Origin of the sequence: Nonomuraea sp. NPDC059023 (assembly GCF_042740095.1) — a bacterium.
GTDB lineage: Bacteria > Actinomycetota > Actinomycetes > Streptosporangiales > Streptosporangiaceae > Nonomuraea.
Genome location: NZ_JBHYIO010000001.1, coordinates 146,541 through 169,037, shown reverse-complemented (window position 1 = coordinate 169,037; position 22,497 = coordinate 146,541). Strand labels below are relative to the sequence as shown.

Sequence of the window (22,497 nt, the reverse complement as noted above, 5' to 3'; positions counted from 1 at the left end):
CACCCGAAACTCGAGGATCAACGCCCACCTACTCACTTGACAACGAGTTACCGTTGATCTGCAGAGGTCACTATATGCGTGAAATATGACGTTGGGGAGAACCCCGATTCGGGGGCAGGGTTTCGGCCAGCACAAATGCCAACATACGAGTTAATCTTCATAACAGCACGGGTGCCACCCGCTGAAATCGGCAGGTGGCACCCGGCAAAGTCTGACTACTGTTCCGCCCAGGCGTGGAATCCCGCGTCGAGTTCCACGAGCAGGTCGATGGCGAAGTCCGTTCCCGATTCTCCGTTCGACATCAGGACCACTCCGGCCCCCGATTCCAGGCCGATACCCGAATAGCAGCGGTACCCGGCGGCCACCCCGGTGTGCCCGAACCAGCGGATCCCGTCGACCTCCCTGACGACGGTCCCCAGCCCGTACGCGGCCCCGGCGCCCGGGGTGAGCAACTGCTCGGCGGCCCACCGGTCGAGCAGCCGGCCGGTGCCCGTGTGCGCCCGCTGGATCTCCGCGGCCACCCTGGCCAGGTCGGCGGCGCTGGTCCACAGCCCGCCGGTGGCGCTCGGGTAGACCCGCCAGCCGCCGTCGAGCGGCCGGCCGTCCTGGTCGTGCCCGACCGCCGCGCGCTCGCCGAGCGAACGGGCGAAGGCGGTGCCGTAGCCGCTGTCGCGCATGCCGAGCGGGCCGAAGACGAGCTCGCGCATCAGCTCGGGGAACGGCCGGCCGGTCAGGTCGCACAACACCTGCTCGACGACGACGAAGTGGTTGCCCGAGTACCGGTACCGCTCTCCCGGCGCCAGTTCGGCGCGGATCGGCGCGGTGGCCGCGGGCGGCCGGCCGTCCAGCACGTCGAGCAGGCTCGGCGCCGGATCGTCCGGCAGCCGGGCGCCCGGCCCGCCGAACTCGTCCGGGGTGAGCCCGGCGGTGTGCGCGAGCAGCCCGCGCAGCGTCACGCCGGCCGACGGCAGCCGCCAGCCGCGCAGGTAGTGGTTGACGTCCTCGTCGAGGTCGACGATGCCGTCCTGGGCCAGCTTGAGCACGCCGACCGCGGTGACGTGCTTGCTCACCGAGCCCGCCTGGAAGACGGTGTCCGGCCTGACCAGCGCTCCGGTGGCGGCCGAGGCGAGACCCTCGCCCCACGCCTCGGCCACCGTGCCGTCGGCGACGAGCGCGACGGCGGCGCCGGGCACCCGGTGGCGCCGCAGGCGCAGCCGCGTGGCCGGGATGCCGGGGAAGAAGCGGTCCAGGAACGCGCGTCCGTGCGGCGTGTGCCCCTGGGCCGGGATGAGCAGCGCGACCAGCCGGTCGAGGAAGCGGTCGGCCAGCGCGCCCACGGTCTCCTCGCGGTGGAGGTTGGCCGAGTAGTTCCAGGCGACCTGGAAGACGCCGTCCACGACGGCTCCGTTGATCTCGATGAGGTGGGGCCGGCGCCCGGCGGGCGCGCGGTCGCCGCCCGCGGCCGACCTGATCCGGGTGAACAGCCCGGTCTCCGCGGCGGTGCGTACCTGGCCGTGGTAGTTGAAGCTGATCGGCGCCGCCTCGTGCTCGACCGCCAGGCCGTGTCCGATGCCGTGGTGCGGCGTGGTGTGCAGGTGCTCGCGGACGATCTTGACGCAGCGGCCGGTGTCGAGGGCGTCGGGCAGGTGGACGTGCAGCGGGTGCAGCGCGGTGAACCAGCCGACCGTCCTGGACAGGTCGACGTCGTCGAAGAGCGGCTCGCGCCCGTGTCCCTCCAGGTCGATGTGGACGTCGGGACTGCCGGTGTGGTCGGCGGCCGTCTGGGCCAGCGCGGTCACCAGCAGGTCGTGCACGGAGCTGCGGTGGGCGGTGTGCGCGGAGCGCAGCAGCGCCTGCGTGTAGGAGGCGTCCAGGGTGCGGACCACCGTGACGGTGGAGGACTCGACGTTCTCGCCGCCGGGGGTGTCCACGGGGAAGGGCGCCGCCTGCGGGCGCGGCATCCGCCAGTACGCGGCCTCGGTGGCGAACCCGGCCGACTCCGCGTGCTCGGCCAGCTTCACCGCCCAGTGCCGGAAGGAGGTGGTCTTCTGGGGCAGCTCCAGCCCTTGGTAGGCGGTGGCCAGGTCGTCGAGCAGGATGCCCCACGAGACGATGTCCACGGCGACGTGGTGGATGGTGATGGTCAGCTCGCGGCCGTCCAGGTGCGCGCGCACGATCGGGCCGTGTTCCAGGTCGAGGCCGCCGCTCAGGGGCGGGCCCGCGTGGAGCAGGTCGGCGTCCTCGGTCGCGGCGAGGTGCTGGGTCCAGCCGGTCGGCGACCTGCGCAGGCGCAGCCGCAGGGCGTCGTGGTGGGCGGTGAGCCGGGTCAGCGCCGCCCGCAGCCGATCGGGGTCGGGGGTCTCGGTCCAGCGCAGCCGTACCGTCTGGTGGTAGTGGTCGTGCGGCCAGTCGAGCGCGGTGAACCAGCGCTGGATGGGGGTGAGCGGGACCGCGCCCGTGACCGTGCCCTGCTCGGCGTGGGCGGTGGCGGGGACGTCCGCGCTCTCCAGGGCGTGGGCGAGCTCCGCGATGGTCGGGTCGGCGAACATCTGCCGCGGGGTCAGCGCGAGACCGGCGCGGCGGGCCTTGACCATGACCTGGATGGACAGGATCGAGTCGCCGCCGAGGTCGAAGAAGTTGTCGTGGACGCCGACGTCGGGCACGCCCAGGACCTCGCTCCACGCCTCGGCGAGGATCTTCTCCACCTCGGTGCGCGGGGCCACGAAGGCCGAGGCCAGTTCGGGGCGGACGGCGTCGGGCGCGGGCAGGGCCTGCCGGTCGACCTTCGTGTTCGGGTTCAGCGGCATCTCGGCGAGCATGACGAAGGCGCTCGGCACCATGTAGTCGGGCAGCCGGGACTGCACGTGCGCGCGCAGTTCCGAGGTGGTCGGCGTGCGGCCGCGGGCGACCGCGTAGGCCACGAGGCGCTTGGGCGCGCCCTCCTCCTCGCGGGCGACCACGACGGCCTGGCCGATCAGCGGGTGCGTCTCGATCACCGCTTCGACCTCGCCCAGCTCGACCCGGAAGCCGCGGACCTTCACCTGGTGGTCGAGCCGCCCCAGGAACTCCAGCGTCCCCTCGGGCAGCCGGCGGACCAGGTCGCCGGTGCGGTAGAGCCGTCCGCCCGGCGGGCCGAACGGGTCGGGCACGAAGCGCCTGGCGGTCAGTCCTGGCCGGCCGTGGTAGCCGCGGCCCACGCTGTCCCCGGCCAGGTACGCCTCCCCGGCCACCCCGACGGGCACCGGATCGCCGCCGGGATCGAGCACGTACACGCGGGTGTTGGCGATCGGCCCGCCCACCGAGACCCGCTCGGCGGCGGGGTCGCAGACCCACACGGTGGAGTCCACGGACACCTCGGTGGCGCCGTAGAGGTTGAGCAGGCGCGTGTCCGGGCAGCGTTTGCCCCATTCGCGCAGCACGTCGGTGGTGAGCGCCTCGGCGCTGGCGAACAACCAGCGCAGCGGCAGCCCGCCGTCCTCCACGAGCGGCAGCATGGCCCGCAGCATCGAGGGGACCAGGTGCGCGGCGGTGACGTTCTCCTCGGTCATGACCCGGACGATGTAGTGCGGGTCGCGGTAGCCGTCCGGCCTGGCCAGGATGACCGCCGCCCCGGAGGCCCAGGGCCAGAACATCTCGTAGACGGAGATGTCGAAGCTCAGCCCGGCCAGTTGCAGGACCTTGTCACCGTCGTCGAGGGGGAAGCCGCGCACCATCCACCAGATGTAGTTGACGATGCCCTGGTGCCGGATGAGCGTGCCCTTCGGCCGCCCGGTCGAGCCGGAGGTGTAGATGACGTACGACAGGTTGCCGGGACGGGCCGCGCGTCCGGGGCGGCCGGGGTCGCGGGCGGCGATGCGCGCCGCGTCGTGCTCGCCGTCGAGCACGACCACCCGGCCGGTGTGCTCGGGCAGCCGCCCGGCCAGCCGTTCCTGCGTGAGCACGACCGGGGCCGCGGTGTCGGCCAGCATGAACGCCAGCCGCTCCGCCGGGTACTCCGGGTCGAGCGGCACGTAGGCGCCGCCGGCCTTGAGCACGCCCAGCACCGCCACCGCCATCTCCACGCCGCGCTCGACGCAGATGCCGACCAGCGTCTCCGGTCCGACGCCCAGGTCGCGAAGGTGGTGGGCGAGCCGGTTGGCCCGCGTGTCCAGCTCGCCGTACGTGACGGAAGACGCGCCGGAGACGACCGCGACCGCGCCGGGCGCGCGCTCGGCGCTGTCCTCGAACAGCTCGTGCAGACAGCGCTCGCGAGGGTACGGCGCCGCGGTGTCGTTGCACTCCTCGACCACGGCCCGCCACTCCTCGGCGGGTAGCGGCGCTAGCTCGGCCAGGGCCGCGCCGGGCCGGGCGGCCAGCGCTTCGAGCAGCATCCGGTAGTGGGCGAGCAGCCGCCCGGCGCCGTCCGCGGTGACCCGGGAGGGCTGGTAGTCCAGCCGCAGCCGCAGCTCGTCGTTGAGCCCGACGTTCAGCACCAGCGGGTAGCCGGTCTGCTCCCAGGTCTGGGCCGCGGCGATCTCCAGGCCGCCGGGCTCGCGCTCCTTGTGGGGGAAGTTCTCGAACATGAGGATCGTGTGGAAAAGCCGCTGCCCGGCGGGCACCCGCGACTGCCGCTGCACCTCGACCAGCGCGCAGTGCTCGTGGTCGCGGTGCTCCACGAGCTGCTCGTGGACCTCGCGCAGCCAGCCGGCGACCGTGGCCCGCTCGGGCACGCGTACCCGCACGGGCAGTGTGTTGATCAGCAGCCCGACGGTCCGCTCGACGCCGGGCAGCCCGCCGGAGCGCCCTGAGACGGTCGAGCCGAAGACGACGTCGCGGGTGCCGGCGTACCGGCTGAGCAGCAGGCCCCAGGCGGCGTGGGCGATCGCGCTGACCGTGATGCGGTGCTCGCGGGCCAGTTCGCGCAGCCGCCGGGTGACCTCGGCGGGCAGCCGCTCGTGCAGGAGCGCTACGTCCTGGCTGGTCGCGCCGCGGCCGTCGCCGCGCTCGGGCGGCAGGATCGTCAGCGGGGTGGGGCTGGTGACGTCGGCGAGCATGGCCTGCCAGTAGCCCGCGGCGGCGGCCGGGTCGTGGCCGCGCACCCACTCGATGTACTTCCTGAACGGCACCGGCTCGGGCAGCACGGGCGGTTCGCCCGTCTCGCGCAGGCTCCGGTAGACCTCGCGGACCTCGTCGAGGACCAGGCGGACGCTCCAGCCGTCCAGCAGGACGTGGTGGCCGTGCCAGATCAGCCGGTGGGTGCCGTCGGCCAGCCTGATGAGGTCGAAGCGGCGTGGGGGCTCGTTCTCCAGGTCGACGCCGCGGGCGCGCTCCTCGGCGAGGTGCCCGGCCAGGCGCTCGGCGACCTTCGGCGCGGGGACGCCGGTCCAGTCGAGTTCGCGCAGCCGTACCGGAGCTGAGGGGTGGACGATCTGCATGGGTTCGGGCAGTCCGTCCCACGCGAACGTGGTGCGCAGGATGGGGTGGCGCGCGACGACGTGCTCCCAGGCGCGGCGCAGCGCGGGCACGTCCAGGTCGCCGTCGATGGTGTGGACGAACTGCACGATGTAGTCGGTGCTCTCGGGCTCGAACAGCGTGTGGAAGACCATCCCGGCCTGCAGCGGCGACAGCGGGTAGCTCTCCGCGGCGGCGTCGTCGTCCTCCTGCGCGGCGGCGGGGACCGCGACGGCGGCCAGCTCCCGCAACGTCTGCCGGGACAGCACCTGGCGCGGGGTGATCTCCAGCCCGGCCGCGCGGGCCCCGGCGACGACGTAGATGGCCAGCACGGAGTCGCCGCCGATGTCGAAGAAGTTGTCGCCGGCGCCGACGGCCTCGCGGCCGAGCACGTCCGCCCACACCCGCGCGAGCGCCCGCTCGGCGTCGGTGGCGGGCTCGGCGTCGGCCGGCCCGCCGTCCTCCGGCGCGGGCAGCCGCCTGCGGTCGAGCTTGCCACTCGGGGTGAGCGGAATCTCCTCCAGTACGGCCAGCGACGCCGGCACCATGTACCCGGGCAGCGCCCCGGCCAGGTGCCGTCGCAGCTCGGCCACCTCGATCGCGCCGGACGGCACGACGTACCCGGCCAGCCGCAGCCCGCCCGGCCCCTCGACCGGCACGACCGCCGCCTGCCTGACGCCGGGGTGGGCCAGCAGCACTGCCTCGACCTCGCCCGGCTCGACCCGGTTGCCGCGGATCTTCACCTGGTTGTCGATGCGGCCCTGCAGTTCCAGCCGCCCGTCGGGCAGGAACCTGGCCCGGTCGCCGGTGCGGTACATGCGCGAGCCCGGCGTACCGAACGGGTCGGGCACGAACCGTCGCGCGGTCAGCCCGGGACGTCCGTGGTAGCCGAGCGCGAGGCCGCGCCCGCCGATGCACAGCTCGCCGAGCGCGCCCCTCGGCACCGGCCGCGACTGCTCGTCGAGCAGGTAGACGGCGGCGCCGGAGATCGGCCGGCCGATGCAGAAGGGCGGCGCGCCCGCCGGCACGTCGGCGTACGTGGTGTGGACGGTGGTCTCGGTGGGCCCGTAGCCGTTGACCAGCCGGTTCGCCCGCGCCCTGATCTCGGTGGCCAGGGTCTCGGGCATGGGCTCGGCGGTGTAGAGCGCGACCCGCAGCGAGGTGCCGACGTCACCGGCCATGAGCAGCCGCCAGCCCGACGGGGTGGCCTGCACGTGGGTGACGCCGTGCTCGCGGATCACCCGGCACTGCTCGGCCCCGTCGGCCCGCGCCGACTCCGGCGCCACGACCACGCGCGCCCCGGAGATCAGCGGCAGGTACAGCTCCAGCGTCGAGGCGTCGAAGCCCATCGAGGCGAGCAGCAGCCACCGGTCGTCCGGGCTCGCGCCCAGATACTCGCGCGCGCCGTGCAGCAGGTTCACCACGGCCGCGTGGGTGGCGTCGGTCCCCTTGGGCCGCCCGGTCGACCCCGAGGTGTACACCACGTAGGCCAGATCGCCCGGCCGGGGCTCGGGCAGTTCCCCCTCGTCCGCCCCCAGCTCGCCGAAGCGGTCGCCGGTGATCACGAGCGCCGCGTCGACGTCCTCCAGCATGTACGCCAGCCGCGCCGCCGGGTAGGCGGGATCCAGCGCCAGATAGGCGGCGCCCGCCTTCATCACGGCCAGCGCCGACAGCACCAGCTCCGCGCCCCGCGGCAGCGCCAGGCCGACCACGTCCCCCGGCCGCACGCCCTCGGCCAGCAGCCCGCGCGCCAGCCGGTCGGTGACCGCGTCCAGCTCGCGGTAGCTGAACACCTGCTCACCGCACACCAGGGCGGTCGCCCCCGGCGAGGCCGCCGCCTGCGCCCGGACGAGGCTCACCACCGTCCCGGTGGGTGGTTCCCCTCTGGCGGGCCCGGCCCAGGTGCGGGTGAGCAGGTGCGTCTCGGTGTCCCCCAGGACGGCCGCGCTCGCGACGGGCTCGCCGGGGTGCGCGGTCACGTGCTCGACGACGTTCACCAGGTAGCCGAGCAGCCGCCGGGCGGTGTCGGCGGTGAACAGATCGGTGGCGTAGTTCAGCGACAGCTCGATGCCCGCGCCGCCGTTGACCGCGATCAGCGTCAGGTCCACCTTGGCGGTGGGGTCGGCGAAGCCGACCGGCTCGCCCTTCAGCGCGGGCAGCTCACCGGCCCGCTCGCCGGTCTCGAAGCACTGGTAGAGCACCTGGTAGACGGGGTTGCGCGCGGCCGACCTGGTGGCCTTCACCGCCGCCACCACCTGGTCGAAGGTGACGTCCTGGTGGTCGAAGGCGCCCAGGACCACCTCGTGCGTACGGCGCAGCAGTTCCGTGAAGGCCGGTTCGCCCGACAGGTCCATGGGCAGCGCCACCGCGTTGGCGAACAGGCCGAGCAGCGCCTCGGTCTCGGCGGCGTTGCGCCCCGACAGCACCGAGCCGATCGCGAACCTGCGCTGGCCGCAGTAGTGCCTCAGGACGATCGCATAGCAGGCCAGCAGCACGGTGTACACGGTGACGCCGTGGTCGGCGGCCAGGGCGCGTACCCGGCCGCTCAGCTCGGGGGCGAGTTCCAGGTCGACGGCGTCGCCGGCGTGCGACTCGGTCGTCGGCCTGGGCCGGTCGGTGGGCAGCTCAAGGACCTGCGGGACGCCGTCCAGCGCGGCGCGCCAGTAGGCGAGCTGGGCGGGTTCGCGCTCGGCGACGCGGCGCGCCTGCCAGTGGGCGTAGTCGGCGTACTGGACGGGCAGCGGGGACAGGGACGGGGTCCGGCCGGCCACGGCGGCGCCGTACAGCTCGTCGAGTTCGCGGACCATCAGCGTGCACGACCAGCCGTCGGAGGCGACGTGGTGCGTGGTGAGCGCGAGCAGGTGCTCGCCGGGCTCGGCGACGCGGATGAGCAGCGCGCGGAAGACCGGGCCTTCGGCCAGGTCGAAGGGGGTGGCGATCTCGGCGAGGGCAAGGGCGAGCGCCTCGTCCCGATCGGCGGCGGCCGTCAGGCGCAGGGCGGCGGGGCCGGGAGGGGCGACCTCCTGCAGCGGCGGCGTGCCCCGGTAGGCGGTGCGCAGGATCTCGTGCCGTTCCACCAGGGCGTCGAGGGCACGGCGCAGGGCGTCGACATCCAGTTCGCCCGGGATCCGCAGCAGCCGGGGGACGGTGTAGACCGCGTTCGAGTCCAAGAACTGGTTGGTGACCCACATGGCGTGCTGCACCGGCGAGAGCGGCGCGGCACCGGCCGGGCGGCGCGGGATGCCCCCGTCGCCGCCCCCGGCCCGGCCCTGCAGGCGCCTGCGCAGCAGGGCTTGCTTCTCGGGCGAAAGGCTGTCGATGTTCATCGTCGCTCCCTCAAGGACTCAGGTGCGCAGGCTGCGCGGGCGCATGTCCACCCACACTCGCTCGATGTGGGCGGTGCACTCCTCCTCGGTGCCGCTCGTGCCCTCCTCGTGCCAGCCGGCGGGGACGTCCCGGGCGGCGGGCCAGATGGAGTACTGCTCCTCGTCGTTGACGACGACCTTGTACATGGGGTGCCTCCTCACGTTTCGGCGACCATGAGGCGGGCGGCCTCGTCGTCGCTCATCGCCTCGATCTCGGCGAAGATCAGCTCTTCGAGCCGGGCGGCCGCGGCGCGTACCGTGGAGTGCTCGAACACCAGGCGCAGCGGGATGTCGAGGGCGAAGGCCTCCCGCATCCGGTTGACCGCCCTGGTGACCAGCAGCGAGTGCCCGCCCATCGCGAAGAAGTCGTCGTTGGCGCCCAGCCTGGGCACGCCCAGCACGGCCGCCCACACCTCGGCGATCGCCCGCTCGGTGTCGGTGCGCGGGGGCACGAACGGCTCGTCGCTCAGGGTGCCGGGGTCCGGCTCCGGCAGCGACCTGCGGTCCACCTTGCCGCTGGGCATCCTGGGCAGCTTCGGCAGCGCCACGATCGCGCTCGGCACCGCCTGCGGGGCCAGCCGCTCCCCCAGGAACGCCCGCACTTCGCCCACCCCGGGCGCGGGCCCGTCGAAGCTCACATAGGCGGCAAGGCGCTTGTCCCCCGGGAGCGGTTCCCAGGTGGCGACCACCGCGTCGGTCACACCGGGCCAGGCGCGCAGCGCCGCCTCCACCTCACCCAGCTCGATCCGCACCCCCCGCACCTTCACCTGGTGATCGCGCCGACCCCGGTACTGCAGGGAGCCGTCGGGCCGCAGCCGTCCGGTGTCGCCGGTCCGGTAGACGCGCTCGCCCGCCCGCCACGGATGGGGGACGAAGGCCCGCGCCGTCTTGCCAGGATCGCCCACGTAGCCGCGGGCCAGTCCGACCCCGCCGATGCACAGCTCGCCGACCGCCCCGTGCGGCACCGGCTGCAGGGTGTGGTCCAGCACGTACACCTCGTGGTTCTCCATCGGCCGGCCCAGGCAGACCGCTTCGCCGCCGTCGGCGTCGGCGGGCGTGCACACGTGGTGCGTGGAGTCGATGGAGACCTCGGTGGTGCCCCAGTGGTTGTTGAGCCTGGGCCGGCAGCCGAGCCGGTCGTAGAAGGCGGCGACGGTCTCCGGACGCAGCCGGTCGCCGTCGGAGACCACGTGCCGCAGGGCGTGCAGGCCTTCGCGCGCCCCCGGACCGATCTCGTCCAGGAACATCACCAGCATGCTCGGCACGAACTGCAGCCAGACCACCTCGTGCTCGATCGCCGCCCGCAGCAGCGCCTGCGCGTCGCGGTGCAGGCCGGGCGGCAGCACCACGACGCGGGCGCCGGCCATGAGCGGCCAGAAGATCTCCCTGGCCACGTCGTCGAAGGTCAGGGGCGTCTTGAGCAGGACGGCCTCGCCGGGGGCGAGCTGGTAGCGCTCCTGCAGGTTGGCCATCTGGCCGACCCAGCCCCGGTGGGTGCAGGCCACGCCCTTGGGCTCGCCGGTCGAGCCGGAGGTGAAGTAGACGGCGCACAGGTGACCCGGCCGTACCGGATCGGGGTCGGGGCCCTCGCCGAGCAGCAGCTCGGCGACGTCGCCCGCGCTCACGCAGAGCTCCGCGCCGGCCAGGTCGAGGAGCCTGCGCACGCGGGCGGGCGGGGTGTCGGGCTCGATCGGCAGGTACGCGCCGCCGGCCTTCAGCACCCCGAGCACTACGGCCACGAGGTCGGCCGAGCGCTCCAGCATGACGCCGACCGGCGTGTCGGCGGCTACGCCGCGGGCGGCCAGCGCGCGGGCGATCGCGTCGACCCGGCGCTCCAGCTCGGCGTAGGTGAGCGTGTGCGCGCCGTCCTGGACGGCGGGGGCGGCGGGCGTGCGGGCGGCCTGCTCGGCGAACAGCTCGTGCAGGCAGCGCTCCGGCAGCTCGACCCGGCCGGGCTCGGCGTGCGCGCGCAGGCCGAGCACCTCGGCGTCGGCGAGCACGGGCACGTCGTCCACGCGCAGCGACGGGTCGGCGGCGACCGCGTCGAGCACCGCCCGCAGGTGCGCCATGAGCCGCATGACGGTGGTGCTCTCGTAGAGCGCGGTGTCCCATTCGACGGAGTAGGCGACGCCGTCGCCCTCGCGGCGGAACTCGATCGTGAGGTCGTACTTGGAGCCGCCGCCGGGCGTCAGGATCTCGCTGACCTCGACGCCGTCCAGGCCGGGCAGGGTGACGGGGGCGGTGAGGTCCACGAGGATCTGGAACAGCGGCGTCCTGGACGGGTCGCGCTCGACCCGCAGCTCGGTGACGAGGGAGTCGAAGGCCAGCGCCCGGCCGTCGTAGGCGTCCAGGGCGGCGTCGCGCACGCGGCCGACCAGCTCGGTGAAGGCCGGGTTCGCCGAGACGTCGCCGGGCAGCACGAGCATGTTGAAGAACGGGCCGATCACCGGCTCGCGCCGGGTCGACGAGGACGCGCCGGTGGTGACGTCACCCCGGCCGCTGTAGCGGTAGAGCAGCGCGTGCACGCCCGCCAGCAGCACCATGTACAGGGAGGCGCCCTGGTCGCGGGCGAGCTCGGCCAGAGCCCGGGCGGTCTCCTCCGGCAGCTCGAACCCGTGGCGCAGCGCTCCCTCGCCGCCGCGGATCTGCGGCCGAGGATGGTCGGGGGCCAGCTCGAACGGGCTCAGGTCAGCCAGCGCCTCGCGCCGCTCCGCCACGATCGAGGCGAGTTCGCCCGCGTCGTACGCGGCGTCGTCGGCCGCGGCCAGGTCGCGGAACTGCCGGGGTATCGGCGGCAGTTCACGCCCGGCGTACAGCTCGGTGAGCTCGCGGTAGAGGATGCCGACCGAGCCGCGGTCGAAGGCGAGGTGGTGCACGGTCAGGCAGAGCACGTGCTCCTCCGGCGCCAGGCGCAGGAGCAGCGCGCGCAGCGGCAGACCGGCGGAGATGTCGAGCGGCGTCGCCGCCTCCGCCGCGAGCGCCGGGCCGAGGTCGTCCTCGCCGATCGGGCGCACATCGAGGCGGAAGCCGGCGGCCGGCCTCAGCACTCCGGCCAGCTCGCCGTCGCGGGTGTCCAGGGAGGTGCGCAGCACCTCGTGCCGGGTGACGATCGTGGTGAGCGCCCGCTCCAGCGCCCCGGTGTCGAGGGGGCCGCGCAGGCGCAGGAAGGTGCTGCCCAGATAGCCGGCGTCGCCGGGGGTGAGCTGGTCGGCCAGCCACAGGCGGTGCTGGACGCGGGGCACGCGGACGTGGTTCACGGGCTTCCCCTCAGGGCGTCGACGTCGATCTTGCCGTGGCGGGTGAGCGGGAGCGCGTCCATCGCGGCGATCTCCGACGGGATCATGTACGCGGGCAGCAGGTCCTGGAGGTGGCGCTGGATGTCCTGCCGGTTCGCGGTGGCCGGGGTGACGGCGGCGGCCAGCCGTACCTCTCCCGAGGGGGTCTCGCGGGTGTAGACGACCGCGTCCGTGAGGCCGGCGAGCATGAGGATGGCGTGGACGATCTCGGCCGGCTCGGTCCTGCGCCCGCCGATCTGGATCTGGTCGTCGGCGCGCGACAGGTAGTGGAGCACGCCGTCGGCGTCGGCGGAGACGAGGTCGCCGGTGCGGTACCAGCGCTCGCCGTCGTGGTGGACGAAGGCCTCGTCGCCCGCGCCGAGGTAGCCGAGGGCCAGGGCGGGCCCGCCGAGCCAGAGCTCGCCGTCGCCGCTGACCCGGACCCGCACGTACGGCAGCGCCCGCCCGATGGGCGGCGGCCCCTCGCCCGGCCCGACCCGCTGGCAGGTCGCGGCGACGGTGCACTCGGCGGGACCGTAGATGTTGTAGAAGGCGAACGGGTGGCGCGGCTCGGGCCGCCGGGTGAGCCGGTCGCCGCCGGTGAACAGCATGCGGGTCGGGAAGCCGGCCGGCCAGTCCTGGTCGAGCACGCCCGCGACCATCCCGGTCGGCACGAACGACGCCCTGACCTCGTGTTCGCGCAGGAAGTCCCGGTAGTCGGCCGGGTCGAGCACGGCGTCGAGCGAGGGCACCGCGAGCGCGGCGCCGTTGGCCAGCGCGCCCCAGATCTCCAGCACGCTGGCGTCGAAGCTGAGCTGCGCGACCTGGCCGGCCACGTCACCCGGCTCCAGCGTGGTGATCTCCTTGTACCAGCGGGTCATCGGGCCCAGCCCGGCGTGGCTGACGACCACGCCCTTCGGCTTCCCGGTGGAGCCCGAGGTGAAGATCACGTACGCGGTGGACGGGTCGATCGGGGCCGGATCGGCCAGCAGATGACAGCTGCCGGAGCCCGGCCCGTCACCGTCGTCGTCCGTGAGCACGACGGCGGGGCGGGCGGTGTCGAGGATCGTCCGCACCCTGGCCTTGGGCAGGCCGTGGGCAAGCGGCAGGTAGGCGGCGCCGGCGGACCAGGCCGCGAGCATGCCGGCGATCGCCCGCCCCCGGCCCGCGCAGGCCACGGCCACGAGGTCGCCGGGGCCGACGCGGGCGCGGGCCAGCTCGGTCCTGAACTCCTCGATGTCCCGCAGCATCCGGCCGCAGGTGTGGACCCTGCCGCCCTCCAGCACGCAGGCCCGCTCGGGGTCCTTCCTGATCCAGCTCATCACCTGGTCGTAGATCATGCCGCCCGCCAATGCCGGTCGACGGCCCCGGCGAGCACCGCCGGGTCACGCAGGTAGAAGAAGTGGTCGCCCTCGTTCGACTCGCAGCCGAGCCAGGCGGCGGTGTGCCGGCGCCAGGTCGCCAGGTGCGCCTCGGTCATCACCGGGTCGTGCCGTCCGGCCAGCGCGAGCACGGGGGTGGCCAGCGGCGCCGGGTGGTCGTCCACGTACTGCCTGCCCAGGGCGAGGTCGGCCCGCAGCGCGGGCAGCACCAGCTCCATCAGCTCCTCGTTGTCGAGCAGTTCGGCCGCGGTGCCGCCCTGGCGGGTCATCGAGGCGATCAGCGATCCGGCGCTCAGCCGTTCCGGCGACAGGTCGGGCATGGGCGAGCCGGGCGCCGCCGAGCCGGAGACGACCAGCCCGGCGGCGGGCCGCTGCTTGGCCGCGAGCAGCTGGGCGGTGTCGTAGGCGGCGAAGGCGCCGAAGCTGTGGCCGAACAGCAGCAGGCGGCCGGGCGCCCGCAGCAGCTCGGGCAGGCAGCCCACCGCGATCTCCCTGACCGAGGCGGCCTGCGGCTCGCGCAGCCGGGGGCCGCGGCCCGGGTACTGCACGCTCCACAACGACCACCCATCGGGCACGGCGTCGGCCAGGGCCAGCGCGGCCGAGGCGCTCGAACCGGCCGAGGGGAAGAAGACGAACCTGTCCCTGCCCTGCTCGCGGATCGGCTGAAGCCAGTCACTCATGATCATTCTCCGCCCGGGATGTGGAAGATGGTCTCCTTGAGCAGCTCGGAGGCGCCGTCCACCATGCGGAAGACGCGTGCCTCCCGGTAGGCCCGCTCCAGCCCGTACTCCTGCAGCCAGCCGCGCCCGCCGAGCGTCTGCATGGCGTCGTCGATGACCTCGCAGGCCGACTCGGTGGCGTGGAGCTTGGCGATCGCCGCCTCGCGCACCGCGATCCGGCCCTCGTCCAGCGCGCGGGCGGCCTGCCTGATCAGCGCGCGGGAGGCCTCGATCTTGACATCGGAGCGGACGATGAACTCGCGGATGTACTGCTTGTCGCTGAGCCGCCCGCCGGCGATCCTGCGCTGGGCGGCGTGGGCCCGCGCGACGCCGAGCGCCCACCGGGCCAGGCCGATCGCCCGCGCGGCCAGCGAGACCCGGCCGTAGGGCAGCCACTCGATGGCCATGCCGTTCGCGCCGCCGATCTGGCCGGGACCGCCGAGCACCGCTTCGTCGCCGACCTCGATCCCGTCCAGCTCGACCTCGTACGGGTCGTAGCCGGGTTCCATGCCCGGCAGCCGCCGGACGATCCGCCAGCCGGGGAGGTCGGTGGTGAAGATGAAGAACGTCGGCCCCGCCGTGGGCTCGCCCACGACGTTGGCCAGCACGACCGCGGCGTCCGCGGTCTCCGCGTTGCTGATCATGAACTTGCGGCCGTTCAGCACCCAGCCGCCGGGCGCGCGGGTCGCGGTCGTGCTCATGGCCGACACGTCCGAGCCGCCGCTCTCCTCCGTCATCGCCAGGCAGCGCCGCATGCGCCCCTCGATCATCGGGCGCAGCCACCGCTCACGCTGCTCGGGGGTGCCGCACAGCACGATCCTGCTCGGCCCGTCCGGGCAGGACAGGATGTGCCGCGAGTACGGCAGGCCGCTGGCGGCCGCCTCCTCCCGCAGGTCGGCGACGACCAGCTCCGGCAGCGACCAGCCCCCGTACTTCTCGGGGAACTCGGCCGCGAACAGCCCGGAGGCGACCCCTGCCGCGCGGGCCAGCGCCCGCTGCTCCGGCTCCGGCCGGTCCGCCGCGTGCGCGCGCAGCCAGTCCAGCACCTCGGCGAGGATCGCCCGGGAGACCCAGGGGTCCTTGAGCATCTCCTCCGGTGACGTCGAAGGCACGAAGTCGTTCATCGCCGCTTCTCCCGCACGATGTCGGAGACCGCGTTCACGTAGGCGTCGAAGCGCGGGTTGTCGAACAGCACCCTGAGCCTGGGCCGTACCTGGCACGACTCCTCGACCTTGGCGCAGATGGTGATGGCCTTCATCGAGTCGCCGCCGAGGCGGAAGAAGTCGGCGTCGTCGCCGACGGACACGTTGAGGCTCTGTTCCCATGCGGCCCGAACGGCCGTGGTCAGCTCGTCCATCGCTCAGGTTTCCGCCAGGACGAAGTCGGCGACCCGGCCGGCGTAGCACTCGAGGGTCTTGGACTCGAACAGCACCGAGACGGGGATTCTGACGGCGAGGTCCTCCCTCAGCGCGGCGGTCAGCCGTACGGCCAGCAGCGAGTGCCCGCCCGAGAGGAAGAAGTCGTCGTCCTGCGCGACCTGCGGGGTCTCCAGGACCTCGCACCAGCGCTTGCGGACGATCTCGGCGACCTGTGATTCGATCATCTTGTCTCTCCGTTCCGGTTGTCGCCGGCGGCCGGCCACGGCTGGTCCGGGTGCGCGCAGGCGTGGTCCAGCAGCCGGGTGAACCGCCGCTGGAGTTCGGTGACCACGTGGTCGGGGAAGCGGGTGAGCTCGTGCTCCCAGCGCAGGGCGTAGGCGCTCGCGTCACGGCGGCCGGTGCTTCTGCCGTGCTGGAGGCCGCGGTTCATGACGATCACGTTGAGGTCGGTCTTGCCGCGGCCGTTGCCCAGCTCGCGTACGCGCGGCCGCCATGCGCCCAGGCTCAGCTCGGGCAGCGGCGAGTCGTGCTGGCTGAACATGATCGGGTAGAGCGGACTCCTGGCGCCCGGGGCGCTGACCCGGAGGATCTCGGGCGTGGGCAGCCTCTGGTGCCGGTCGGCCGCGACGACCAGGGCCATCTCGGCGCGGGCCGCGTCCGCCGGGCTCTCGCCGTGGAGGCGGCTCCTGACGAGGGGCAGCACGTTCACGAACAGGCCGACCAGCTCCTGGGTGTCGACGTCGCGGTTGGCGAAGCTGGCGCCGACCACGCTCTCCGCCGTGACCTGGCGGAAGACGGCCAGCATCAGCGCGTACGGCGTGACGCCCAGCCGCGCCGCCGCGGACTCCAGCAGCGCCGAGCGTGCCTCGCCGAGCGGCTGGAGGCTGAGGTGGGTGCGCAGTTCGCCGGGCGGATCGGAGTCGGGGCGCCAGTCCTTCAGCCGCTCGTGCCAGTAGGCCCTGGTCGCCGCGCTGCGGTCGCCGTCGGCCCACTCGCGCTGGTCCCTGGCCCAGTCGAAGTAGCTGACCCGGCTCTCCCTCGGCTCCGTGCCGTCGTAGGCGGCCTGGAGCTGGCTGAGGAAGACGCCCACCGACCAGCCGTCGTGGATCAGGTGGTGCTCGCGCTGGAGCAGGACGGTGCCGCCCGGGTGCAGGATGAGGTCCCAGCCGACCAGGGGGAAGTCGTCGTAGCGGAAGGGCCGGTCCACGAGGCGGGCCACCAGGGCCTCGACCTCTTCGGTCGCCACCCGGTGCAGCGCGAGCGGGACGGTGTCGGGCTCCTCGCGCCGGCCTTCGAGGCCCGCGGCGGTGATCCGCCAGCGGCAGCTCAGCGCCGCCTGGTTCCTGAGGACCGCCAGCAGCGACTTCTCCAGCAGGGAGACGTCCGGCGTGCCGGGCCCTTCCAGGATCATCTGGTACTGGTAGCCCATGCCGCTGCCGGTCAGCTCCTCCAGGAAGACGACCGCCTCCTGCCCCAGGCTGCCCGGCCCCTCGTACGCCCGCGCGGCCCGCACGGGTACGGCGGCGCCGGGTTCGATCCCGGCCAGCAGGCGGGCCTGCTCCTTGAGCGGCTGGGAAAGGTTGAGCAGACCCGCGGGGACGGGCAGCCCGATCCGGTCCGCCAGCCGCGCCTGCAGCATGATCAGGTCCAGGGAGCCGGCGCCGAGCACGACGAGGCTGTCGTCGGCGTCGCGCGCGGTGACCCCGCACGCCTGTCGCCAGTCCTCGGCCAGCGCCGCCTGCGCGGGGTCGAACCCGGCGGCCGGGCGGGGCTCGGCGGCGTGCTCCGCGGGGTCGGGCAGGGCGGCCCGGTCGAGCTTCTGGTTGGGGGTCAGCGGCAGGCGACCCATGGGCACGATCACCGCGGGCACCATGTGCTCGGGCAGCCGTTCGGCCAGCAGCGCGCGTACGCGGGCGGCGTCGAAGTCACCGCAGGCGTACCCGGCCAGGCGGGGGAAGCCGCGTTCCGGCTCCCACACGACCACGGCCGCCTCGCCCACGCCGGGACAGGCGCGGAGCTGCGCCTCGACCTCGCCCAGCTCGATGCGGAAGCCGCGGACCTTCACCTGGTCGTCGGTCCTGCCGGCGAAGCGCAGGTTGCCGTCGGCGAGCCGGCGCACCAGATCGCCGGTGCGGTAGAGCCGCTCACCGTCGCGGACGACGAAGCGCTCGGCGGTCAGCTCCGGCCGGCCCAGGTAGCCCCGGCCGACCCCGGCTCCACCGAGATACAGCTCGCCCTCGGCCCCGTCCGGCACCGGCGCGCCGTCCTCGTCCAGCACGTACGCGGTCGTGTTCGCGATGGGCGTCCCGATCGGCGGCGGCAGCTCGGCGCCCGGCGCGACCTCGGTGCAGGTCGCCACCACGGCGGTCTCGGTGGGCCCGTACATGTTGAGGAAGCGGTAGCCGGCTCCCTCGGGCGGCGCGACCAGCAGCCGTTCGCCGCCGGTGGCCAGCACGCGCAGCGATGAGCCGTCCAGCCAGCCGTGCTCGATGGCGAGCTGGGCCAGCGGGGTCACCATGAACAGCACGTCCAGGCGGCCGTCCGCGGCCCAGCGACAGAGCTCCTCGGGCGACTTCCTGGCCGGTTCCGGGGCGATGCGCAGTTCGGCGCCGGCGATGAGGGCGCCCCAGATCTCGCAGCCGGCGATGTCGAACCCGCTCGCCGCCGTCTGCCCCACCCGGTCACCCGGGCACACGCCCAAGATGTCGGCGTACCACTGCAGGGTGTTGGCGATGCTCCGGTGCTCGATCATGACGCCCTTGGGCAGGCCCGTGGAGCCGGAGGTGTAGATCACGTAGGCCAGGTCCCCGGGCTCGACGCGCGCTGCGGGCGCGTCGGGTCCGGGGGCCTCGGGCCTGTCGATCCCAAGGACGTCCGCTTCGGAAAGGACCAGCTCGGCGCCCGAGTCGTCGAGCATGAAGCGCAGCCGCGCCTCGGGGTAGGAGCCGTCCAGGGGCAGGTAGGCGGCCCCGGCCTTCAGGACGCCGAGCCAGGCCGTGACCATCGCCGCCGACCGGCCCAGCCGGACGCCGACGATCGAACCGGGGCCGGCGCCCTTCGCGCGCAGCCGGGCCGCCACGGCTTCCGCCCGGCGGTTCAGTTCGCCGTACGACGTCGATCCGGTCGAGTCCACGATCGCGATCGCGTCGGGCGAGGCCGCCACCCGCGCTTCCACCAGCGCCGTTACCGTCTTCACCGCTCCTCCGTTCGCTGTTTTCACGGTGGTCGGACCGCCCTTCGTCTCCCTATCGGCGCCCTATCGCGCTCATGTCGTGATGCGTGCTTTCAGTGCGTGAAGTCCTGTCGTGGCGGCCCTGGCCGCGGCGGCGCCGGTGTCGGCGGCCGCGATCACGTAGCAGAGCCGGTCCTGGAACGAGCGGCGCAGCACCAGGTACTGGCCGGGCGTGCGGGTGAGGCCCACCTCGACCACGCCGGGCACGCGGCCGGCGTCCTTGGTCCCGTCGATCGCGGTCAACGTGCCTTCCTCGCCGGCCACCAGGAACCGGATCGAGGCCGCGCGGTCCCGGGTGGGCCGCAGGGGTTCGTCGCGGCCGGCGGCCTTGGCCACCGTGTGCCGGATGAGGTCGATCCCGGTGGCCTCCTCGACCATGCGCGGGATCATGCCGCCGGCCAGCCGGGGGTTGACCTCGACGATGCGCGCGCCGGCGGCGCCGTACCGGATCTCGACGTGGGCGGGACCCCAGCACAGCTCCAGCGCCTTCAGCGCCGCGTGCGCGAGCTCGCCCGCCGCGGCCCGCGCGGCCGGGTCGAGCGGCGCGGGGAAGTCGTGCCCGACCTCCACGAAGTACGGCTCCGCGCCGAGGTGCTTGCGCGTGACGCCGACCACCTGGTCGTCGAAGGTCTCGACCGAGTATTCGGCGCCGCGCAGGTATTCCTCGACCATGACCGCGCTCTGCGGCGGCAGCCCGTCGGTGTTCAGGACGTGGTGGGTGGCCGCCTCGACCTCGGCGGCGTCGCGGCACAGGCGGGTGGCGACCGAGCCCGATCCGGCGACGGGCTTGACGACGACGGGGAAGCCGATGCGCTGGGCGGCCGCGACGGCGGTGCCGGGGGTGCGGGCGGGCGCGAAGGCGGCGCTCGGCACCCCGGCCTCGCGCAGCACGGCCCGCTGGACCGCCTTGTCGCGGCAGGCGCGGATGGCGCCGGGGTCGGGGTGCGGCAGGCCGAGGCGTCTGGCCACCTCGGCCGCGGTCGCGATGTGGTATTCGGAGCTGCTGGTCACCCCCGCGACCCGGCCGCCGAGCCGGCGGCAGGCGGCCAGCACGACCGCGGGGTCGCCGGTGTCGACCTGCCTGGCCGCGATGCCGTCGGCGGCGACGTAGGGGTAGCGGGCGGGGTCGCGGGCCAGGACGACCGGCCGCAGTCCCAGCTCGCGGGCGCGTTCACAGAACACCCGCCCGGACCCGGTGGTGTTGCTCTCGACGAGCACGAACCAGCTCATGCCTGCTCCATCACGCTCGTCACGGCCGTCGCCAGCGCGGCGTCGGCCTCGGCCTGCGAGTCGCGCCAGTCCAGGCACCACCGGCGGTGGCGGACCCAGGAGGCGTAGGCACGCTGGTAGGGCTCGGCGAAGGCGCCCGGCCCGCCGCCGTAGGCCTGCTCGCGGACGACCTGGGCGAGGTCGAGGTCCGCCAGCGAGGTGGCGCCCGCGTCGAGCGCCGCGCGCACCGCCGCGCCGACCTCGCGGTGCGCGGTGCGGAACGGCACGCCGTCGCGGACCATCCGGTTGGCCAGCGCGGTCGCGGTCGTGAAGCCGCCCGCGGCCCGCTCGGCCATCCGGTCGGCGTTGGGCCTGGCCCCGCCGACCACGACCTGGGCGAGCTGCACCGCCTGCTCGACGGCGGCCAGCCCCGGCCAGACGCACTCCATGGCCTCGGTGCCGACCTCGATCGTGTTGGTGAACGGCGTCGCCGCCATGGCCGACGCCGCCCCGGCCCAGGCGGCGATCGCCCGTCCCGGCTTGGCCTTGAGGTGTTCCAGCAGGAAGGCGTTGCGCTTTTGCGGCATGGCGGAGCTGCCTCCCACCAGCCGGTCGGGGAAGGCGATGAAGCCGAACTCGGCCGTGCTCCACAGCTGCAGGTCGGTGGCCAGCCTGCTGAGCACGACGCTCAGCGCGGCGGCCGATGCCAGCATGCGCAGCACGGCGTCCCGGCTGGCGACGGCGTCGAGCGCGTGCCGGGCGGCGTCGATGTAGCCGAGCAGGCTCGCGGTGCGCGACGGGTCGATGGGCAGGTCCGTACCGGCGACGGCGCAGGCCCCGAGAGGGCAGATGTGCAGCCCGCCTGCCGCGGCCGCCAGCGCGTCGATCTCCCTGCCCACCGCCCGCGCCACTCCCAGGAGGTAGTAGCCGTACGTGATCGGCATGGCCGCCTGGAAGTGCGTGTACACCGGCATGACCACCGGCTGGTGGGCGCGGGCCCGCGCCAGCAGGATCGCCTCCAGGCGGATGGCCTGCTCGGCGAAGTCCAGCAGCCAGGCGCGGCACCGGAGTGAGGTGATGGTGGCCTTGAGGTCGTTGCGCGAGCGGCCGGTCTGCAGGACGCCGCCGACGTCGGGGCCGAGCCGCTCGATCAGGTATCCCTCGTACATGAGGTAGGTGCCGCGGGGGGCCGGGCGGCCGCTCAGGTCGCCGGGGGTCAGGTCCTCCAGGCAGCGCAGCAGGGCCGCGGCCGCCTTCCTGCCGATGAGCCGCCGCTCGGCGAGCATCACCAGGTGGGCCCGGTCCACCTTCATGATCATCGGGAGCTCGTCGGGGGCGGCGGCGCCGTACACGACCTGCCTGGTCCTGAGTCCGAGCTCGCCGAGGATGCGCCCGGCGTCGTTGTTCACGGTCCCACGACCTCGCCGTAGGAACGCCGTCCCCAGGCGAACCCGGTCCAGGCGGCGTCCGCCGCGGCGGCCAGGTCGACGATCTTGGGTTCGGCGGGCAGGAGCAGCCGGTCGTGGCGGTGCTCGGCCAGCCAGGCGTCGTCGTAGACGGTGTCCTGATAGCGGTAGCCCTCGTCCGGCATCATCACCACCGTGACCGCCTCCGGGTTCTGCTGCGCCCACCAGCGCGCGGCCAGGTACGCGGCGCCGCTGGTCGGGCCCATGAACAGGGCGTGGCTCCGGTGCAGTTCGCGGGTGGCCTGGTAGGCGGCGGCGGCCGAGCACCAGTGCACGTCGTCGAAGACGCGGTGGTCGAGGTTGGCCGGCAGCACGCTCATGCCGAGCCCGCGCAGCTCCCGGTGTCCCTCGGGCTGGCCGAACAGCACGCTGCCGTGGGTGTCCACGCCGATGGCGCGGCAGTGCGGGTCGGTGCGGCGCAGGTGGGTGACGGTCCCGCACATCGAGCCGCCCGAGCCCACCGGCCCGACCACGCAGTCGACCCGGCCCAGCCGCTCGCGCAGCAGCTCGGAGACGATCGCGTAGGAGCGTGGGTTGTCCGGGTTCGTGTACTGCTCCGGGCAGAAGGAGTGCTCCAGCTCCGCGCGTACCTCGGCGAGCCGGTTGAGCCGCGCCGTCTGGAACCCGCCGGGCCCGTCGCCCGCCTCCTTGGGCACCCGGTCCACGACCGCGCCCAGGTCCGTGAGCCGCCGGTACAGCCGCTCGTCGATCGCCGGATCGCTGACCAGCACGAGGCGGCGGTCGAGGTGCACCGCCTGCATGGCCAGCGCCAGCCCGAACGTGCCGGAGGTGGTCTCCACGATCACCGTGTCCGGCGTCAGCAGTCCCTGCTCGGCGGCCCGGCGCAGGATGTAGCGCGCCGGGATGAGCTTCATCAGCGTGAAGCACGCAGCCCACAGGTTCGGTCCCAGTCGTACCAGGCGGGGGTTCTGGTATGCCGCAGTCGCTTCTGTCAAGGCCGGCCTCCATCCCGTGATGAGGCCACTACGCCAAATGTCGCTATTGCCGCCCTATCGCCTGGCCATTGCACGACCGGCGAT

The 22,497-nt window shown here is 73.9% G+C and carries 12 protein-coding genes; all 12 read right to left on the bottom strand.

What is annotated here, in order from left to right; all coding sequences use genetic code 11:
* Nucleotides 1-215: 215 nt before the first annotated feature.
* The gene (locus tag ACFWYW_RS00785) at nucleotides 216-8,756 is read right to left on the bottom strand and encodes an amino acid adenylation domain-containing protein (protein ID WP_379608906.1); all 8,541 of its coding nucleotides are present in this window, start codon (nucleotides 8,754-8,756) and stop codon (nucleotides 216-218) included.
* 18 nt (nucleotides 8,757-8,774) lie between these two features.
* Complete coding sequence (locus ACFWYW_RS00780; RefSeq protein WP_184966286.1) at nucleotides 8,775-8,942, bottom strand: MbtH family NRPS accessory protein; 168 nt, start codon at nucleotides 8,940-8,942, stop codon at nucleotides 8,775-8,777.
* A gap of 11 nt (nucleotides 8,943-8,953) precedes the next feature.
* Nucleotides 8,954-12,052, bottom strand: coding sequence for an amino acid adenylation domain-containing protein (locus ACFWYW_RS00775; protein ID WP_379608905.1), 3,099 nt, complete (start codon nucleotides 12,050-12,052; stop codon nucleotides 8,954-8,956).
* On the bottom strand, nucleotides 12,049-13,410 hold the full coding sequence (locus ACFWYW_RS00770; RefSeq protein WP_379608904.1) for an AMP-binding protein: 1,362 nt from the start codon (nucleotides 13,408-13,410) through the stop codon (nucleotides 12,049-12,051). Before ACFWYW_RS00770 ends, ACFWYW_RS00775 begins: the two co-directional genes overlap by 4 nt.
* A complete protein-coding gene (locus ACFWYW_RS00765; protein WP_379608903.1) occupies nucleotides 13,407-14,132 on the bottom strand; it encodes a thioesterase II family protein in 726 nt (241 codons plus the stop codon). The genes ACFWYW_RS00770 and ACFWYW_RS00765 overlap by 4 nt, the downstream gene beginning before the upstream one ends.
* A gap of 2 nt (nucleotides 14,133-14,134) precedes the next feature.
* A complete protein-coding gene (locus tag ACFWYW_RS00760; protein WP_379608901.1) occupies nucleotides 14,135-15,295 on the bottom strand; it encodes an acyl-CoA dehydrogenase family protein in 1,161 nt (386 codons plus the stop codon).
* Entirely contained in the window at nucleotides 15,292-15,528 is a 237-nt protein-coding gene (locus tag ACFWYW_RS00755; RefSeq protein ID WP_379608899.1) for a phosphopantetheine-binding protein, read from the bottom strand. The genes ACFWYW_RS00760 and ACFWYW_RS00755 overlap by 4 nt, the downstream gene beginning before the upstream one ends.
* A gap of 3 nt (nucleotides 15,529-15,531) precedes the next feature.
* The gene (locus ACFWYW_RS00750) at nucleotides 15,532-15,774 is read right to left on the bottom strand and encodes a phosphopantetheine-binding protein (protein ID WP_184966298.1); all 243 of its coding nucleotides are present in this window, start codon (nucleotides 15,772-15,774) and stop codon (nucleotides 15,532-15,534) included.
* Nucleotides 15,771-18,746, bottom strand: coding sequence for an amino acid adenylation domain-containing protein (locus ACFWYW_RS00745; RefSeq protein ID WP_379608898.1), 2,976 nt, complete (start codon nucleotides 18,744-18,746; stop codon nucleotides 15,771-15,773). The genes ACFWYW_RS00750 and ACFWYW_RS00745 overlap by 4 nt, the downstream gene beginning before the upstream one ends.
* A 69-nt stretch (nucleotides 18,747-18,815) precedes the next feature.
* Nucleotides 18,816-20,012: an ATP-grasp domain-containing protein gene (locus ACFWYW_RS00740; protein WP_379608896.1), complete on the bottom strand. Its 1,197-nt coding sequence runs from the start codon at nucleotides 20,010-20,012 to the stop codon at nucleotides 18,816-18,818.
* Entirely contained in the window at nucleotides 20,009-21,400 is a 1,392-nt protein-coding gene (argH, locus tag ACFWYW_RS00735; RefSeq protein ID WP_379608895.1) for an argininosuccinate lyase, read from the bottom strand. The genes ACFWYW_RS00740 and argH overlap by 4 nt, the downstream gene beginning before the upstream one ends.
* On the bottom strand, nucleotides 21,397-22,413 hold the full coding sequence (locus tag ACFWYW_RS00730; RefSeq protein WP_379608894.1) for a cysteine synthase family protein: 1,017 nt from the start codon (nucleotides 22,411-22,413) through the stop codon (nucleotides 21,397-21,399). Before ACFWYW_RS00730 ends, argH begins: the two co-directional genes overlap by 4 nt.
* Nucleotides 22,414-22,497 lie beyond the last annotated feature (84 nt).

Bases quoted from the DNA above. Each gene is read 5' to 3' on its own strand.
- ACFWYW_RS00785 (WP_379608906.1), bottom strand. From the start codon at position 8,756: ATGAACATCGACAGCCTTTCGCCCGAGAAGCAAGCCCTGCTGCGCAGG.
- ACFWYW_RS00750 (WP_184966298.1), bottom strand. From the start codon at position 15,774: ATGATCGAATCACAGGTCGCCGAGATCGTCCGCAAGCGCTGGTGCGAG.
- ACFWYW_RS00755 (WP_379608899.1), bottom strand. From the start codon at position 15,528: ATGGACGAGCTGACCACGGCCGTTCGGGCCGCATGGGAACAGAGCCTC.
- ACFWYW_RS00765 (WP_379608903.1), bottom strand. From the start codon at position 14,132: ATGAGTGACTGGCTTCAGCCGATCCGCGAGCAGGGCAGGGACAGGTTC.
- ACFWYW_RS00760 (WP_379608901.1), bottom strand. From the start codon at position 15,295: ATGAACGACTTCGTGCCTTCGACGTCACCGGAGGAGATGCTCAAGGAC.
- ACFWYW_RS00770 (WP_379608904.1), bottom strand. From the start codon at position 13,410: ATGATCTACGACCAGGTGATGAGCTGGATCAGGAAGGACCCCGAGCGG.
- ACFWYW_RS00740 (WP_379608896.1), bottom strand. From the start codon at position 20,012: ATGAGCTGGTTCGTGCTCGTCGAGAGCAACACCACCGGGTCCGGGCGG.
- ACFWYW_RS00780 (WP_184966286.1), bottom strand. From the start codon at position 8,942: ATGTACAAGGTCGTCGTCAACGACGAGGAGCAGTACTCCATCTGGCCC.